The following is a 17,083-nucleotide window of genomic DNA, read 5'->3' on the forward strand; positions in this document are numbered from 1 at the left end:
CGAACCGATCATCTATGATCGGTTCGTTTGTGTTCTTTTCTCTATCGAGCCTTATCCATGAATCAGAACGCTGAGTATTCCGCGGTCAACGACGCCGTGCGCGGGCAGTTTTTTCGCAAAGTGTGGGCGATGATCACGCCTTACTGGCGCAGTGAAGAGAAGGTCAAGGCCTGGACACTGCTGATCGCGGTGATTGCATTGTCGCTGATCAGCGTGGGGATCTCGGTGTGGTTCAACACCTGGTACAAGGATTTCTATAACGCCCTGCAAAAGAAGGACGAGGCGGCGTTCTGGCAACTGATCCTGTACTTCTGCGCGATTGCGGCGGTGGCGATCGTCGGCGCGGTATACCGGCTCTACCTGACCCAGATGCTGACGATTCGCTGGCGGGCATGGCTTACGGAAAAGCACTTTGCGCGCTGGCTCGCCGACAAGAATTACTACCAGCTGGAGCAGGGCGGTTACACCGATAACCCGGACCAGCGGATTTCCGAAGACCTCAACAACTTCACCTCCAACACCCTTGAGTTGGGGATCGGGTTGCTGCGCAATATCGTCAGCCTGGTGTCGTTCTCGATCATTCTATGGGGCGTGTCGGGCAGCATTGAAGTATTCGGCATCACCATTCCCGGCTACATGTTCTGGTGCGTCCTGGTTTACGCCGTGGTGGGCAGTTGGCTGACGCATTTGATCGGTCGTCGCCTGATCGGCCTGAACAACCAACAACAACGCTTCGAAGCCGATCTGCGTTTCTCCATGGTGCGGATTCGCGAGAATGCCGAAAGCATCGCGTTGTACAACGGCGAGCCGAACGAAAATCGTCGGTTGAGCGGCCGCTTCGGGATGGTCTGGCATAACTTCTGGGACATCATGAAGGTGTCCAAGCGCCTGACGTTCTTCACCGCCGGTTACAGCCAGGCCGCCATCATCTTCCCCTTCATGGTTGCCGCGCCGCGTTACCTCTCCGGAAAGATCGAACTGGGCGAGCTGATGCAAATCAGCTCGGCATTCGGCAATGTGCAGGAGAGTTTCAGCTGGTTCATCAGTGCGTACCAGAGCCTCGCTTCCTGGCGCGCCACCTGCGATCGTCTGCTGAGCTTCCACCAGGCCATGCGTGACAACGAAGAGCGTGCGCCGGCCATCGACGTACAGAATTCGGGCTCGGTGCTGAAGGTGCACAACCTCGGCCTCGACCTGGCTGAAGGTCGTCACCTGCTGACCAACGCCGACATGACCGTGGAGGAGGGCGACCGTGTGATGCTCAGCGGTCGTTCCGGCAGCGGCAAGTCGACCCTGCTGCGGGCGATGGGCCATCTGTGGCCGGCCGGCCACGGCAGTATTCGCCTGCCAGCGGCGCGTTACCTGTTCCTGCCGCAAAAACCGTATTTGCCGATTGGCACCCTGCGCGATGTTCTCAGTTATCCACAGGCTGGCGATATCTATCCGAACGAACGCTACGTGCAGGTCCTGGAAACCTGTCGCTTGCCGCACCTGATTGCCCGTCTCGACGAAGCCAACCACTGGCAGCGCATGTTGTCGCCGGGTGAGCAGCAGCGCCTGGCCTTTGCCCGTGCGCTGCTTTATGCACCGCAATGGCTGTACATGGACGAAGCGACCTCGGCGATGGACGAAGAGGACGAGGCCACGCTGTATCAGGCGCTGATCGACGAGTTGCCGGGGCTGAGCATTGTCAGCGTCGGCCATCGCAGCAGCTTGAAGCGCTTCCACCCACGGCACGTTCGTATCGAGAATGGCCATTTGGTGGACCAGGCCGTGACCGCATAAACACCACTTACCCTGTGGGAGCGAGCTTGCTCGCGATGGCTGACTGACATTCAACGACGATGTTGCCTGACAGATTGTCATCGCGAGCAAGCTCGCTCCCACAGGGGGCAGTGCTCATCTTGACGGTGATCGTACAACTGCGTTGCGCTATGATGTGCTTTCAGCAGCCGAACTTTTCGAGACAGATGTTCACCATGGAAAACCTGAACGACGCACCACGCCTCCCACGCAAGCGCCGCAGCCTCGCTCAGGAACTGGTGACGGTGCTGTCCGAGCAGATCCGCGACGGTCATCTCAAGCGTGGCGACAAGTTGCCTACCGAGTCGGCCATCATGGATGCCCATGGCGTCAGCCGCACCGTGGTGCGCGAAGCGATTTCCCGTTTGCAGGCGGCAGGGCAGGTGGAAACCCGCCACGGTATCGGCACCTTCGTGCTCGACACGCCGAGCCCGAGCGGTTTCCGTATCGATCCGGCGACCGTGGTGACCTTGCGCGATGTGCTGGCGATCCTGGAACTGCGCATCAGCCTGGAAGTGGAGTCCGCCGGGCTGGCAGCGCAACGTCGCAATCCGGAACAACTGGCCAACATGCGCGCCGCCCTCGATGCGTTGAACGAAAGCGCCGCTCATGCCAGTGATGCCGTGGCGTCGGACTTCGCCTTCCACCTCGAAATCGCGCTGTCCACCGGCAACCGCTACTTCACCGACATCATGACCCACCTGGGCACCAGCATCATTCCACGTACACGGTTGAACTCCGCGCGCCTGGCCCATGACGACCAGCAGCACTACATGAGTCGCCTGAGCCGTGAGCACGAGGAAATCTACGACGCCATTGCCCGTCAGGATTCCGATGCGGCGCGGGCCGCCATGCGTTTGCACCTGACCAACAGCCGTGAGCGGTTGCGTCATGCCCATGAAGAGGCTGAGGCGCAGCGGGGGTAAGTAATCTGCCCTTGTCCTCCATCGTCTGAACTACCGCTATCGCGAGCAGGCTCGCTCCTACAGTGGATCTCGCAACACTGAAGATCACTGTAGGAGCGAGCCTGCTCGCGATAGGGCCGTAAGCCATAAAACAAATCCAGCAGCTTTCCCCTATCTTCCGACAACGTATCTCTCAAACGACCGTTTATCACGGTGCTCGCAACTGTCCTTCCTCCGCTGAAACCCGCTAAAACTCAGGCAGACAGCCTTTCTTGTCGAACAATTTTCACCCCCAGCGATGAAATGCAGTTGACGGTTGTATTTTAAGTTGTACGATGACCTACAACTTCAGCGCGGGCTGAACGGTTTTCTCACATAACGTCGCTATCCAGGGTGTTCGAATAATGAATCCACAAGAACTGAAGTCCATCCTCTCTGCCGGTCTGCTGTCCTTCCCGGTCACCGATTTCAATGCTCAGGGCGACTTCAATCGCGCGGGTTACATCAAGCGTCTCGAATGGCTGGCCCCATACGGCGCCTCGGCTTTGTTCGCCGCGGGCGGCACCGGTGAGTTCTTCTCTCTGGCGGCCAGCGAATATTCGGAAATCATCAAGACCGCCGTCGACACTTGCGCCACCAGCGTGCCGATCCTGGCCGGCGTGGGCGGTTCGACCCGTCAAGCCATCGAATACGCTCAGGAAGCCGAGCGCCTGGGCGCCAAAGGCCTGTTGCTGCTGCCGCACTACCTGACCGAAGCCAGCCAGGACGGCGTTGCCGCCCACGTCGAAGCCGTGTGCAAATCGGTCAACATCGGCGTGGTGGTCTACAACCGTAACGTCTGCCGCCTGACCGCGCCGCTGCTGGAACGTCTGGCCGAGCGCTGCCCGAACCTGATCGGTTACAAGGATGGCCTGGGTGATATCGAGTTGATGGTGTCGATCCGTCGCCGCCTCGGTGATCGCTTCAGCTATCTGGGTGGCTTGCCGACCGCCGAAGTCTACGCCGCGGCCTACAAGGCCCTGGGCGTACCGGTCTACTCCTCGGCGGTGTTCAACTTCATCCCGAAAACCGCGATGGACTTCTACCACGCGATCGCTCGCGAAGATCACGCCACCGTCGGCAAGATCATCGACGACTTCTTCCTGCCGTACCTGGACATCCGTAACCGCAAGGCCGGTTATGCCGTGAGCATCGTCAAGGCCGGGGCAAAAATTGCCGGCTACGACGCAGGTCCTGTGCGCGCGCCGCTGACCGATCTGACCGGTGAAGAGTACGAAATGCTCGCCGCGCTGATCGACAAGCAGGGCGCGCAGTAACACCCGATAAAACCAGGGCCGCTGAGCAATCGGCGGCTTTTTGCGTTAGGACTTCTTGTAAAAGGGGCAAGCCGTGGCTGATTCAAAGCGTTTCGATAACTACATCAACGGCGAATGGGTTGCCGGTGGCGACTATTCGACCAACATCAACCCGTCCGAACTGACCGACGCCATCGGCGACTACGCCAAGGCTGATCTGGCTCAGGTCCACGCCGCCATCGACGCCGCCCGTGCCGCGTTTGCGGCCTGGTCCACTTCCGGCATTCAGGCGCGACATGATTCCCTGGACAAAGTCGGTACTGAAATCCTCGCCCGTCGTGAAGAGCTCGGCACCCTGCTGGCCCGGGAAGAGGGCAAGACCCTGCCTGAAGCCATCGGCGAAGTGACCCGCGCCGGCAACATCTTCAAATTCTTCGCCGGTGAATGCCTGCGCCTGTCCGGCGACTACTTGCCGTCGGTGCGTCCGGGCGTCAACGTTGAAGTCACTCGCGAAGCCCTGGGCGTGGTCGGTCTGATCACCCCATGGAACTTCCCGATTGCCATCCCTGCATGGAAAATCGCTCCGGCCCTGGCCTATGGCAACTGCGTCGTGCTCAAGCCGGCGGACCTGGTTCCGGGTTGCGCCTGGGCCCTGGCCGAAATCATCTCCCGCGCAGGCTTCCCGGCCGGTGTGTTCAACCTGGTGATGGGTAGCGGTCGCGTGGTCGGCGATGCGCTGGTCAACAGCCCGAAAGTCGATGGCATCAGCTTCACCGGTTCCGTGGGCGTGGGTCGTCAGATCGCCGTCAACTGCGTGTCGCGCCAGGCCAAGGTTCAGCTGGAAATGGGTGGCAAGAACCCGCAGATCATTCTTGACGACGCCGACCTCAAGCAAGCGGTCGAATTGTCAGTACAGAGCGCGTTCTACTCCACCGGCCAGCGTTGCACCGCTTCCAGCCGCTTTATTGTCACCGCTGGCATCCACGACCAGTTCGTCGAAGCCATGGCCGAGCGCATGAAGTCGATCAAGGTCGGCCATGCATTGAAGGCAGGCACCGACATCGGTCCGGTGGTCTCGCAAGCACAACTCGAACAGGACATGAGGTACATCGATATCGGCCAGTCCGAAGGTGCGCGCCTGGTCAGCGGCGGTGGTCTGGTGACGTGCGACACCGAGGGCTACTTCCTCGCGCCAACCCTGTTTGCCGACAGCACAGCTGCGATGCGCATCAGCCGTGAAGAGATCTTCGGCCCGGTGGCCAACATCGTCCGCGTCGCCGATTACGAAGCAGCCCTGGCCATGGCCAACGACACCGAGTTCGGGCTGTCGGCGGGCATCGCTACCACCTCGCTGAAGTACGCCAACCACTTCAAGCGCCACTCCCAGGCCGGGATGGTGATGGTCAACCTGCCGACCGCCGGTGTGGATTACCACGTTCCGTTCGGTGGACGTAAAGGTTCATCCTATGGATCACGTGAGCAAGGTCGCTATGCGCAAGAGTTTTACACGGTCGTGAAGACCAGCTACATCGGTTCGTAAACGCAACACCTGTAGGAGCGAGCYTGCTCGCGATGGTCTCGAGGTCGCGGCTGTACACCTGATGCCCCGCGTCATCGTTGACCACCATCGCGAGCAAGCTCGCTCCTACAGGGCACAAAAGATTCACCCGCGCATAAAAATAATCAGTGGGAGTACATCTACATGCAATCGACCCAAAAGCCGACTCACGTCCGCTATTTGATCCTGCTCATGCTGTTTCTGGTGACCACGATCAACTACGCCGACCGGGCTACCATCGCAATCGCCGGCTCCAGCCTGCAGAAAGACCTGGGCATCGACGCCGTTACCCTTGGCTACATCTTCTCCGCATTCGGTTGGGCCTACGTGGCCGGGCAAATCCCCGGTGGCTGGCTGCTGGACCGTTTCGGTTCGAAAAAAATCTACGCGTTGAGTATCTTCACCTGGTCACTGTTCACCGTGCTGCAGGGTTATGTCGGCGAGTTCGGCATGTCCACGGCAGTGGTTGCGCTGTTCATGCTGCGCTTCCTGGTAGGCCTGGCTGAAGCGCCATCCTTCCCCGGCAACGCACGTATCGTAGCGGCCTGGTTCCCGACCGCTGAGCGCGGCACTGCCTCGGCGATCTTCAACTCGGCGCAATACTTCGCCACGGTACTGTTCGCACCGCTGATGGGCTGGATCGTCTACAGCTTCGGCTGGCAGCACGTGTTTATCGTCATGGGCGTGATCGGCATCATCTTCTCCGGGATCTGGCTGAAGGTTATCCACAGCCCGCGTCAGCACCCGATGATCAATGATGCCGAGTTCAAGCACATCGCCGACAACGGCGGCATGGTCGACATGGACCAGGACAAGGGCAAAGGCAAGAAGACCGATGGTCCGAAGTGGGACTACATCCGGCAGTTGCTGACCAACCGCATGATGCTCGGCGTGTATCTTGGCCAGTACTGCATCAACGGCATCACTTACTTCTTCCTGACCTGGTTCCCGGTGTACCTGGTGCAGGAACGCGGCATGACCATTCTCAAGGCCGGTTTCATTGCGTCCTTGCCGGCGATCTGCGGCTTCATCGGTGGTGTATTGGGCGGGGTGATTTCCGATTACCTGCTGCGCAAAGGCCATTCCCTGACCTTCGCCCGCAAGGCGCCGATCATTGCCGGCCTGCTGGTTTCCAGCAGCATCGTGGCCTGCAACTACGTGGATGTTGAATGGATGGTGGTCGGCTTCATGGCCCTGGCGTTCTTCGGCAAAGGCGTGGGTGCACTGGGTTGGGCGGTGGTGTCCGACACCTCGCCGAAGCAGATCGCCGGCCTGAGCGGTGGCCTGTTCAACACATTCGGTAACCTCGCTTCCATCACCACCCCGATCGTCATTGGCTACATCATCAGTTCCACCGGTTCGTTCAAATGGGCACTGGTGTTCGTCGGTTGCAACGCACTGGTCGCGGTGTTCAGCTATCTGGTGATCGTGGGCCCGATCAAGCGTGTGGTGCTCAAAGAGCCACCAGCGAACGGTTCTCAAGCCCCTGGCAAATTGTCTCAAGCGCATTCCTGAGGAGCGGCGTCATGCAGTTGATTGAACATTCCGACTCGCCGCGCTACATCCGCCTGCACGAGCGGGATAACGTGGTCATCGTGGTCAATGATCAGGGCGTACCAGCCGGTACCGAATTTTCGGACGGCCTGGTCACCGTGGACTTCGTGCCGCAGAGTCACAAGGTCACCCTGGAGGACATTCCCGAAGGTGGCCAGGTGATTCGTTACGGCCAGACCATTGGCTATGCCTTGCAGCCGATTCCCCGCGGCAGTTGGGTCAAGGAAGATCAACTGCGCATGCCGACCGCGCCGCCGCTGGACAGCCTGCCGCTGTCCACCGATGTGCCGGCCGCGCAAGCACCGCTGGAAGGCTTCACCTTCGAGGGTTATCGCAACGCCGACGGCACCGTCGGCACGCGCAATATTCTCGGCATCACCACCACCGTGCAATGCGTGACCGGCGTGCTCGATCATGCGGTCAAACGCATCAAGGACGAGTTGCTGCCCAAGTACCCGCACGTCGATGACGTGGTGGCGCTGACCCACAGCTACGGCTGCGGCGTGGCCATCACCGCCACCGACGCTTACATCCCGATCCGCACCGTGCGCAACCTGGCGCGTAACCCGAACCTGGGCGGGGAAGCCCTGGTGATCAGCCTGGGCTGCGAGAAATTGCAAGCCGGGCAGGTGATGCACGACAACGACAGCTCGGTGGATCTCAGCGAGCCTTGGTTGTACCGCTTGCAGGATTCCAGCCACGGCTTCACCGAGATGATCGAGCAGATCATGGAACTGGCCGAGACGCGCTTGAAGAAGCTCGATCAGCGCCGTCGGGAAACCGTACCGGCGTCCGAGCTGATCCTCGGCATGCAGTGCGGCGGCAGTGATGCGTTCTCCGGTATCACCGCCAACCCGGCACTCGGTTATGCCTCGGACCTGTTGCTGCGGGCCGGCGCGACGGTGATGTTTTCCGAAGTCACCGAAGTGCGCGATGCCATTTACCTGCTGACCTCCCGCGCGGAAAACCAGGGCGTCGCCCAGGAACTGGTGCGGGAAATGGACTGGTACGACCGCTACCTGGCCAAGGGTGAAGCGGATCGTAGCGCCAACACCACGCCGGGCAACAAGAAGGGCGGGTTGTCGAACATTGTCGAGAAGTCCCTGGGCTCGATCGTCAAGTCCGGCAGCAGCGCGATCAATGGCGTGCTTGGCCCTGGCGAGCGTTTCAAGCGCAAAGGCCTGATCTTCTGCGCGACCCCGGCCAGCGACTTTGTCTGCGGGACGTTGCAGCTGGCGGCGGGGATGAACCTGCATGTATTCACCACCGGTCGTGGTACGCCTTACGGGTTGGCCATGGCCCCGGTCATCAAGGTCTCGACCCGGACCGAACTGGCGCAACGCTGGCCGGACCTGATCGACATCGACGCCGGGCGTATTGCCACCGGCCGCGTATCGATCGAGGAACTGGGCTGGGAGCTGTTCCACTACTACCTGGATGTGGCCAGCGGCAAGAAACAGACGTGGGCCGAGCAGCACAAACTGCATAACGACATCACCCTGTTCAACCCGGCGCCGATTACCTGATATCGCGTTATCGTTCATTGCTGGCAAGCCAGCTCCCACAGGGACTTTTGCGTTGCATAAAACGCATGAACACTGAGGATCCTGTGGGAGCGGGCTTGCCCGCGATGACGGTCTACCAGACGCCGATGTCCTTGGTGGCTTATCATTAGCCTCCTAACGACGCCCACCAAGGTTACCCCCGGCATGCTGGCAATTTTCCTCGAAACCCTGAACATCACCGCGCCGGTGTTTGCCATGCTGTTTCTGGGGGTGCTGCTCAAGCGCATCGATTGGATCAACGATAATTTCATCCACACCGCGTCGGCACTGGTGTTCAACGTCACCATGCCGGCGTTGCTGTTTCTGGGCATCCTGCATGCCGACCTGCACGCGGCATTGCAGCCGGCGCTGTTGATCTATTTCTCCGTGGCGACGCTGGTGTGTTTTGCCATTGCCTGGGGCTGGGCGATCTGGAAGTGTCCGCGGGAAGATCGCGGGATCTACACCCAGGGCGCCTTTCGCGGTAACAACGGGGTCATCGGCCTGGYGCTGGCGGCGAGCATGTACGGTGCTTACGGGATTTCCCTCGGGGCGATTCTCGCGGCGCTGGTGATCCTGTTTTACAACACGCTCTCGACCATTGTGCTGGCGGTCTACAGCCCGGTGATCAAGTCCGATCCGTGGAGTATCTGCAAAAGCGTTTTCAGCAATCCGCTGATCATCAGCGTGATTGCGGCCGCACCGTTCGCCTGGTTCAAGATCGGTTTGCCGGGATGGCTGGAGACCTCCGGCCAGTATCTGGCGCAAACCACGCTGCCGCTGGCGCTGATCTGCATTGGCGGCACGCTGTCCCTGGCGGCACTGCGCAAAAGCGGCAACATGGCGCTGAGTTCAAGCCTGATGAAGATGATCGGCCTGCCGGTGCTGGCGACGCTGGGGGCATGGCTGTGGGGCTTTCGTGGGGCGGAACTGGGGATTCTGTTTCTGTACTTCGGCAGCCCGACGGCAGCGGCCAGCTTTGTGATGGCCCGTGCCGCCGAAGGCAATCATGAATTGGCGGCAGCCATCATCGTGATCACCACGTTGATGGCTGCCGTGACCACGAATATCGGGATCTTTTTGTTGCAGTGGGGCGGCTGGATTTAGCGGCTGGCCACATCGGGCAAGGTTTTGCACATGGGCCCGGTCTCTGGAGGTGCTGCATTCGGGTAGCGATCAGGCGTGATCTGCACCGGTGTGGTGGTGACAAAACCATCGGCGAAGGTCGCCTCGACAAAGCTCGCTGCCCAGCCCTGCTCGGGCGTATCAATCTGTACCTGGGCGCTCAAAGGCGAGGAAGGGGTGATGTTTGTCGGCTCGTAGCGAATTGCGCAGGCATCGCGGAAGTCTCGCGCCATCGGATTCACCGCGGTCCACTGAGTGACCTGAACCGGCGCTTCGGTGAACTGCAGCGAAACCGTTTTGCCCGTTGCAAGTGTGGTTGCGTTGGTCGTGATGGTGGGTAGTGGGCGATCCTGCTGCCACCGGTTGACCACTGAAATCAGCGAATTCTCGACAAATTGCCTGATCCCGGTGTGACTGGCATTAGGGGCGACGCGCAAGCTCTTCGGTCCTGGCAACTGGTCAAAATAGAAGTCCGAGTTGTCGGGCGCGAAAAAATCATCGCTGCTGGCGTTCACGATATATTTCGGGATCGACAATCGCTCTGCGTAGGCACTGTCCAGGTAGGTCATCGGATCTTCGATTTTCATCAGTTTTTTGAAGTTTTCACTGTGTCGCTGACTCAGAACGCCTTCGCCATGATAGTCATAGAAGGCCAGCGGCCAGTTTTTTCCAAAGGTTTGATAGGTATGCTCGAGTACTTTGTCTGTACCGAGACCATCAATGACAAACGGCACGACGGCATTGATTCGCTCATCGGCAATTGCCGAAAGCCAGGCTGCCCAGGCGCGTTTCGATGCCCCGGTGGCAATGAATTGGTCAACTTGCCATGGCCCAAGTTCCTTCTGGGCGAGATCCATGGTCTTGACCAGCGATGCCATCATCGGAACATGCACCGACATGTATGGGCGCGCTTCGGGATTGTTCAGAAACAGCTTCCAACTATGGGCAACACTTGAATCTTCTGTACGGGCGCGACCGTCATCGGCATACGTCAAATATTGGTTGGGGATGTTGCTGAGCGAAATGACAATGGTGCCGGTTTTGCGCGCAACTTCCAGTGCCATGGCTTGAGTGAAGTCTGTGGGGTCAGATGCCGCTTTTTTGCCGGCGGGGATGTTGGTTCCGTTATTCGCGACTAACACTGCCTGTCCGCGAGCGGCATTGTGGGGGATATAGATATCCACGTCATGTTTCCATTGTTCCGGGCTGACCAGTCCATCAGGTGACCAGCGCTGGGAGGAGAGCTCAAAGCTGCGCTTTTCGACACCTGGAAAGGTTTCGGTGCCTTTTGCAACGTAGAGTAATGGCTTGGAGGCTTCCTCTTTTTTGTAGCAGTTCAATACTTCACTGAAGTTGTAAGGGCTGCCCAGGCAGGCATTCGCGGAAGTTTCGGCTTGTACGGTAAGACTTGCAAGTGCAAGAGAAATGCAGGTGCTCGAAAGAATGACACAAAGACTGGATCGCATGGATTGGCTCTCGCTTGTTTCAAATTATATTTTATTTATTTTTTTGCGGGGATATCTGCGGTCGGAAAAGTTTGTCTTTGTGGTGTTGATATTGAAAGTGTTTTTTAATGGGTATTGTTTGTCGGGATATTTGTATTTGGAAGTTGCAAGTATAAATGTAAGTTCAATGATTTTTACTGGTTGTGCAGATTCAACGGAGAAACAAAAGTCTCTCCGTTGAATGAATGTTTTTGCGTTATTGAGGCTGCTGGTATTGCTCGATCACTTCCTGCGCCGCCCGAAACGCATCGATCGCCGCCGGCACGCCGGCATACACCGCGCAATGCAGCAGCGCCTCGCGAATTTCTTCCACGGTGCAGCCGTTGTTCAGCGCGCCGCGCACGTGACCTTTCAACTCCTGCGGGCATTTGAGCGCTGTCAGGGCGGCAAGGGTGATCAGGCTGCGGGTTTTCAATGGCAGACCTTCACGGTTCCAGACTGCGCCCCAGGCATGTTCATTGACGAAATCCTGCAACGGCTGGGTGAACTCGGTGGCGTTGCCCAGTGCGCGGTCGACGAAGGCGTCACCCATCACTTGGCGGCGAACTTCAACGCCGGGTTTTTTATTCTCGGTCATGGGACTTCCCTCTTATGGTGTTGGCGACGCCATGCGCGTAGCGACGTGAACAGTAAAAACGCCACCAACGCCGGCAGGACGAAAAGCAGCATCAAGTGTTCCAGCTTGCCGGCCAGTGGCATGCCGGTGGTGAACGACACCACGTGCAGTCCATAGGCCAGGTACAAACCCAGAAACAGCAGGCCTTCGGCGCGGGTCACCCGGTAGCCGGAGTAAAACACCGGCAGGCATAGCGCCGCGACGCCGAGCATCACCGGCAGGTCGAAATCCAGGGCGTTGGGCGACACCGACAGCGGCGACGGCGCCACCAGTGCGGTAATGCCGAGCACGCCCAAGAGGTTGAACAGGTTGCTGCCAATCACGTTGCCCACGGCAATCTCGCGCTCGCCGCGCATTGCGGCGATCAACGAAGTGGCGAGCTCAGGCAGTGACGTGCTGACAGCGACGATGGTCAGGCCGATGATCCGCTCCGACAACCCAAAATCGGTGGCGACCGCAACCGCTGCACCCAGCAACAAGTGCCCGGCGTACACCAGCATCGCCAGTCCGGCGACGATCATCAGCAAGCTGCTCAGCCATGGCGCTTGCGGGTGGTGGTCATGGCTTGATACCGGCCGTGCCGAGTGTCGCGACTGGCGCAGCAACAAGCCCAGGTAAATCGCCAGAGCGGCAAGCAATATCACGCCGTCGGCCCGGGTCAGTTCTTCATTCCAGGCGAGTAGGAAAACCAACAGGCTGGCACCGATCATCAACGGAATATCCAGACGCACCAGTTGTCGGGAAACCCTCAACGGAATGATCAGCGCGGACAATCCGAGGGTGACAAGGATGTTGAAAATGCTGCTGCCGATCACACTGCCGACCGCGATGTCGGCGTTGTGCGCCAGGGTGGCTTGCAGGCTGACCGCCATCTGCGGGGCGCTGCTGCCGAGGGCGACGATGGTCAGGCCGATGATCAGCGGGCGTATGTGCAACCGTGCGGCAATGCGTACGGCGGCGCGCACCATCAATTCGGCGCCGACAATCAGCAGGAGCAATCCGCTGAGCAATTCGATCACGCTGATCAGGGGTAAATCGGCTAATCCGAAAATGGTCGGGGCTCCATCGGTCAGTCGTCGAGGGCTTGTACGCGAACCCGTGCGGTGCCGCTTTTGAGCATGCCCAAACGTTCGGCGGCTTCATGGGACAGGTCGATCAGGCGTCCACGGCTGTACGGGCCGCGATCATTGATGCGGACCACGCAGGACTTGTCGTTGTTCAGATTGGTGATCTTCACCCGCGTGCCAAAAGGCAACTGACGATGGGCGGCGGTCATGGAATTCTTGTTGAAACGTTCGCCGCTGGCGGTACGTTTGCCTTGGTGTTTGGCGCCGTAATACGAAGCCACGCCGGTTTTGTCGTAGCCGTGTGGATCGACAGTGTCGGTGCTGGCGCAACCGGCCAGGAGCGAGAGGAGGGCGCAAAGTCCAAGTAGACGCTTCATTTGAAAGCTTCCGAAAACAAATGTGGGAGCGACGGTGCGGCGGTCCGACTTGGTCGCGATTGACATTCTGACAGTCAACTCATCGTTGAGTGCCGGACCGCAACCGCGAGCAGGTCGAATCGTCGCACCGTCGCTCCCGCAGGGAATGGAGCCAGATTTTAGAGCTGGCTCCATCCTCATCAGCCTTCGAGCTTACTTTTCAGCAGTTCGTTGACCTGTTGCGGGTTGGCCTTGCCTTTGGAGGCTTTCATGGCCTGACCGACGAAGAAGCCGAACATTTTGCCGCGCTTGGCTTCGTCTGCCGCACGGTATTGCTCGACCTGCTCGGCGTTGGCCGCGAGCATTTCGTCCAGTACCGCCGAGATGGCGCCGGTGTCGGTCACTTGCTTGAGGCCGCGCTTGTCGATGATCTCGTCCGCGCTGCCTTCGCCGTTGGCCATCGCTTCGAACACCACCTTGGCGATCTTGCCGGAGATGGTGTTGTCCTTGATGCGCAACAGCATGCCACCCAGAAGCTCGGCGGAAACCGGCGACTCTTCGATGTCCAGGCCTTGCTTGTTGAGCAGGCTACCCAACTCGACCATCACCCAGTTCGCCGCCAGTTTGGCATCGCCGCCAATGCTCGCGACTTTTTCGAAGTAGTCGGCTTGCTCACGGCTGGTGGCCAGGACGCTGGCATCGTAGACCGACAGGCCGAATTGCTCCTGGAAGCGCTCGCGTTTCTGCGGTGGCAATTCCGGCAGGGTGGCGCGCACGTCGTCAAGGAACGAGTTCTCGATGACTACCGGCAGCAGGTCCGGATCGGGGAAGTAACGGTAGTCGTTGGCTTCCTCTTTGCTGCGCATCGGACGGGTTTCGTCCTTGTTCGGATCGTACAGGCGGGTCTGCTGGATCACTTTTCCGCCGTCTTCGATCAGCTCGATCTGACGCTGGATCTCGGAGTTGATCGCCTTCTCGATGAAACGGAACGAGTTGACGTTCTTGATCTCGCAGCGGGTGCCGAATTCGACCTGGCCTTTCGGACGGATCGACACGTTGCAGTCGCAACGCAGCGAACCTTCGGCCATGTTGCCGTCGCAGATACCCAGGTAGCGCACCAGCGCGTGGATCGCCTTGACGTAAGCCACGGCTTCCTTGGCGCTGCGCATGTCCGGCTCGGAGACGATTTCCAGCAACGGCGTGCCGGCACGGTTCAGGTCGATGCCGCTGGCGCCGCTGAATTCTTCGTGCAGGCTCTTGCCGGCGTCTTCTTCCAGATGCGCGCGGGTGATGCCGACGCGTTTGACCGTGCCGTCTTCGAGGGCGATGTCCAGGTGGCCCTTGCCGACGATCGGCAATTCCATCTGGCTGATCTGATAGCCCTTCGGCAGATCCGGGTAGAAATAGTTTTTACGGGCGAACACGTTGTGCTGGCCGATCTCGGCGTCAATCGCCAGACCGAACATCACCGCCATGCGCACCGCTTCCTGGTTCAGCACCGGCAATACGCCAGGCATGCCCAGGTCGATCAGGCTGGCCTGGGTGTTCGGCTCGGAACCGAAAGTAGTTGAACTACCGGAAAAGATTTTCGACCGGGTGGTGAGCTGGGTGTGAATCTCCAGCCCGATCACGACTTCCCATTGCATGTGTGTCTCCTCAGAAGCCTTTGCTGGGGATTTTGAAACGTCGCGAGCGAAGGTAAGGCAAGGCGAAAACTGGCGAGTAAGCGGAGTTGACTTTAGTCAATGAGCATTACGAGCCAGTTTTCAACGCAGCATTACCGAGCGCAGCAGTTTCAAAACCCCTGCGGGGTGCGGGTGTGCCAGTCAGTGTGTAACTGATACTGGTGGGCAACGTTCAACAGGCGGCCTTCCTGGAAATACGGGGCGAGCAACTGCACGCCGACCGGCAGGCCATCGACAAAACCTGCAGGCATGGACAAGCCCGGCAGACCGGCGAGGTTGGCGGTGATGGTGTAGACGTCTTCCAGGTACGCAGCGACCGGGTCGCTGTTTTTGGCGCCGAGCTTCCAGGCCGGGTTCGGCGTGGTTGGGCCGAGGATGATGTCGACCTCATTGAAGGCCGCCATGAAGTCGTTCTTGATCAAGCGACGAATCTTCTGCGCCTTGAGGTAGTAGGCGTCGTAGTAACCGGCGGACAGCGCATAGGCGCCAACCATGATCCGGCGCTGAACTTCCGGGCCGAAGCCTTCGCCACGGGAGCGCTTGTACAGGTCTTCCAGGTTTTTCGGGTCTTCGCAGCGGTAGCCGAAACGCACGCCGTCGAAACGCGACAGGTTGGAAGAGGCTTCCGCCGGGGCGATCACGTAGTACGCAGGGATCGCGTGCTGCATGTTCGGCAGGCTGATTTCCTTGACCACCGCGCCGAGCTTTTTCAATTCTTCAACGCTGGCCATGACCAGATCGGCGATGCGTGGGTCGAGACCGGCGCTGAAGTATTCCTTCGGCACGCCGATGCGCAGGCCTTGCAGCGAACCGTTGAGGCCGGCGCTGTAATCAGGCACGGGTTCGTCGATGCTGGTGGAGTCATTTGGATCGAAGCCAGCCATGCCTTGCAGCAGGATCGCACAGTCTTCGGCGGTGCGGGCCAATGGGCCGCCCTGATCGAGGCTGGACGCGTAGGCAATCATGCCCCAGCGCGAAACGCGACCGTAGGTCGGTTTCAGGCCGGTGAGGTTGGTCAGTGCTGCTGGCTGACGGATCGAACCGCCGGTGTCGGTGCCGGTGGCCGCTGGCAACAGACGAGCGGCAACCGCCGCAGCGGAGCCGCCGGACGAACCGCCAGGCACGTGTTCCAGGTTCCACGGGTTTTTCACCGCGCCGTAGTAGCTCGACTCGTTGGCCGAACCCATGGCGAATTCGTCCATGTTGGTCTTGCCCAGGGTCACGGCCCCGGCAGCGGCCAGTTTGGCGACGACAGTGGCGTCGTACGGTGCCTTGAAGTTGTCGAGCATCTTCGAGCCGCAGCTGGTGCGAATGCCCTGGGTGCAAAACAGGTCCTTGTGGGCGATCGGCGCGCCGAGCAGGGCGCCGCTCTCACCATTGGCCCGGCGGGCGTCAGCGGCTTTCGCCTGCGTCAGCGCCAGGTCCTCGGTGAGGCTGATGAAACTGTTGAGCTGCGGATCGAGCTGGGCGATGCGCGCCAGCAGGACTTTGGTCAGCTCTTCGGAGGAAAACTTTTTATCGGCGAGTCCGCGGGCGATCTCGGCCAGAGTCAATTGATGCATTGCAGGCTCTTTCCCTTTAGTCGATGACTTTCGGAACCAGGTACAGGCCGTTTTCGACCGCTGGTGCGATGGACTGGTAGGCCTCGCGGTGATTGGTCTCGGTCACGACGTCTGCACGCAGGCGCTGGCTGGCTTCCAGTGGGTGGGCCAGCGGTTCGATACCGTCGGTATTGACCGCCTGCATTTCGTCGACCAGCCCGAGAATGCTGTTGAGGGCCGAAGTGATGTGTGGAAGATCGGCATCATTGAGGCCAAGGCAGGCCAGATGAGCGATTTTTTCCACGTCGGAGCGTTCTAGCGCCATTGGGATTCTCCAGTGGAAAACAAAACGGACCGCGTCCGTGTGTTAGATTGTCGGAACACTACCGCACTTCTACGGTCATAAGGCCGCGATTGTGGGGCTTGGTGCACAGAAAAGCGGCCAATTTAACATATTGGCGCCTTGCCCAAAATCCCTGTCGTTGTTAGAGTTTGCCGCACTTTTTTACCCACGCGTTGCCTAGGGTCC

The 17,083-nt window shown here is 59.4% G+C and carries 13 protein-coding genes and 1 pseudogene; 7 read left to right on the top strand and 7 right to left on the bottom strand.

The features are described from left to right. Positions 1-57: 57 nt before the first annotated feature. The 7 genes from AC1DRN_RS03425 to AC1DRN_RS03455 all read left to right on the top strand — a co-directional run bounded on the left by AC1DRN_RS03425 (position 58) and on the right by AC1DRN_RS03455 (position 9,766). Positions 58-1,785, top strand: coding sequence for an ABC transporter ATP-binding protein/permease (locus tag AC1DRN_RS03425; RefSeq protein WP_223458663.1), 1,728 nt, complete (start codon positions 58-60; stop codon positions 1,783-1,785). Positions 1,786-1,979: 194 nt separating this feature from the next. Beyond that, positions 1,980-2,729: a FadR/GntR family transcriptional regulator gene (locus tag AC1DRN_RS03430; protein WP_223458665.1), complete on the top strand. Its 750-nt coding sequence runs from the start codon at positions 1,980-1,982 to the stop codon at positions 2,727-2,729. Positions 2,730-3,112: 383 nt separating this feature from the next. Then, a complete protein-coding gene (gene kdgD, locus AC1DRN_RS03435; RefSeq protein WP_007981458.1) occupies positions 3,113-4,024 on the top strand; it encodes a 5-dehydro-4-deoxyglucarate dehydratase in 912 nt (303 codons plus the stop codon). 73 nt (positions 4,025-4,097) lie between these two features. After that, on the top strand, positions 4,098-5,543 hold the full coding sequence (locus tag AC1DRN_RS03440; RefSeq protein WP_223458667.1) for an aldehyde dehydrogenase family protein: 1,446 nt from the start codon (positions 4,098-4,100) through the stop codon (positions 5,541-5,543). Between the two features lie 162 nt (positions 5,544-5,705). Next, positions 5,706-7,076 carry an MFS transporter gene (locus tag AC1DRN_RS03445; RefSeq protein WP_223458670.1) on the top strand — a complete coding sequence of 457 codons (1,371 nt, stop codon included), beginning with the start codon at positions 5,706-5,708 and terminating at the stop codon, positions 7,074-7,076. A gap of 11 nt (positions 7,077-7,087) precedes the next feature. Further along, complete coding sequence (gene garD / locus AC1DRN_RS03450; protein WP_223458672.1) at positions 7,088-8,641, top strand: galactarate dehydratase; 1,554 nt, start codon at positions 7,088-7,090, stop codon at positions 8,639-8,641. 183 nt (positions 8,642-8,824) lie between these two features. Continuing rightward, a complete protein-coding gene (locus tag AC1DRN_RS03455; protein WP_477786625.1) occupies positions 8,825-9,766 on the top strand; it encodes an AEC family transporter in 942 nt (313 codons plus the stop codon). Here AC1DRN_RS03455 and AC1DRN_RS03460 read toward each other — a convergent pair. From AC1DRN_RS03460 to gatC, 7 genes and pseudogenes are all read right to left on the bottom strand, one after another. After that, positions 9,763-11,250 carry a PhoPQ-activated pathogenicity-related family protein gene (locus tag AC1DRN_RS03460; protein ID WP_223458676.1) on the bottom strand — a complete coding sequence of 496 codons (1,488 nt, stop codon included), beginning with the start codon at positions 11,248-11,250 and terminating at the stop codon, positions 9,763-9,765. The genes AC1DRN_RS03455 and AC1DRN_RS03460 overlap by 4 nt on opposite strands. A 235-nt stretch (positions 11,251-11,485) precedes the next feature. Further along, on the bottom strand, positions 11,486-11,866 hold the full coding sequence (locus tag AC1DRN_RS03465; RefSeq protein WP_223458679.1) for a carboxymuconolactone decarboxylase family protein: 381 nt from the start codon (positions 11,864-11,866) through the stop codon (positions 11,486-11,488). After that, positions 11,863-12,924 (bottom strand): calcium/sodium antiporter, encoded by a 1,062-nt coding sequence (locus AC1DRN_RS03470; RefSeq protein WP_223458681.1) that lies wholly within the window; start codon positions 12,922-12,924, stop codon positions 11,863-11,865. Before AC1DRN_RS03470 ends, AC1DRN_RS03465 begins: the two co-directional genes overlap by 4 nt. A 50-nt stretch (positions 12,925-12,974) precedes the next feature. After that, positions 12,975-13,349, bottom strand: coding sequence for a septal ring lytic transglycosylase RlpA family protein (locus AC1DRN_RS03475; protein ID WP_223458683.1), 375 nt, complete (start codon positions 13,347-13,349; stop codon positions 12,975-12,977). A gap of 179 nt (positions 13,350-13,528) precedes the next feature. After that, a pseudogene (gene gatB / locus AC1DRN_RS03480) lies at positions 13,529-14,977 on the bottom strand (Asp-tRNA(Asn)/Glu-tRNA(Gln) amidotransferase subunit GatB); the annotation flags it as partial. 146 nt (positions 14,978-15,123) lie between these two features. Beyond that, a complete protein-coding gene (gatA, locus tag AC1DRN_RS03485) occupies positions 15,124-16,575 on the bottom strand; it encodes an Asp-tRNA(Asn)/Glu-tRNA(Gln) amidotransferase subunit GatA (RefSeq protein WP_223458685.1) in 1,452 nt (483 codons plus the stop codon). 16 nt (positions 16,576-16,591) lie between these two features. Then, positions 16,592-16,879, bottom strand: a complete 288-nt coding sequence (gene gatC / locus AC1DRN_RS03490) for an Asp-tRNA(Asn)/Glu-tRNA(Gln) amidotransferase subunit GatC (protein ID WP_007901429.1) — start codon at positions 16,877-16,879, stop codon at positions 16,592-16,594. Positions 16,880-17,083: the final 204 nt, after the last annotated feature.

This window comes from Pseudomonas sp. P5_B3 (assembly GCF_056400405.1).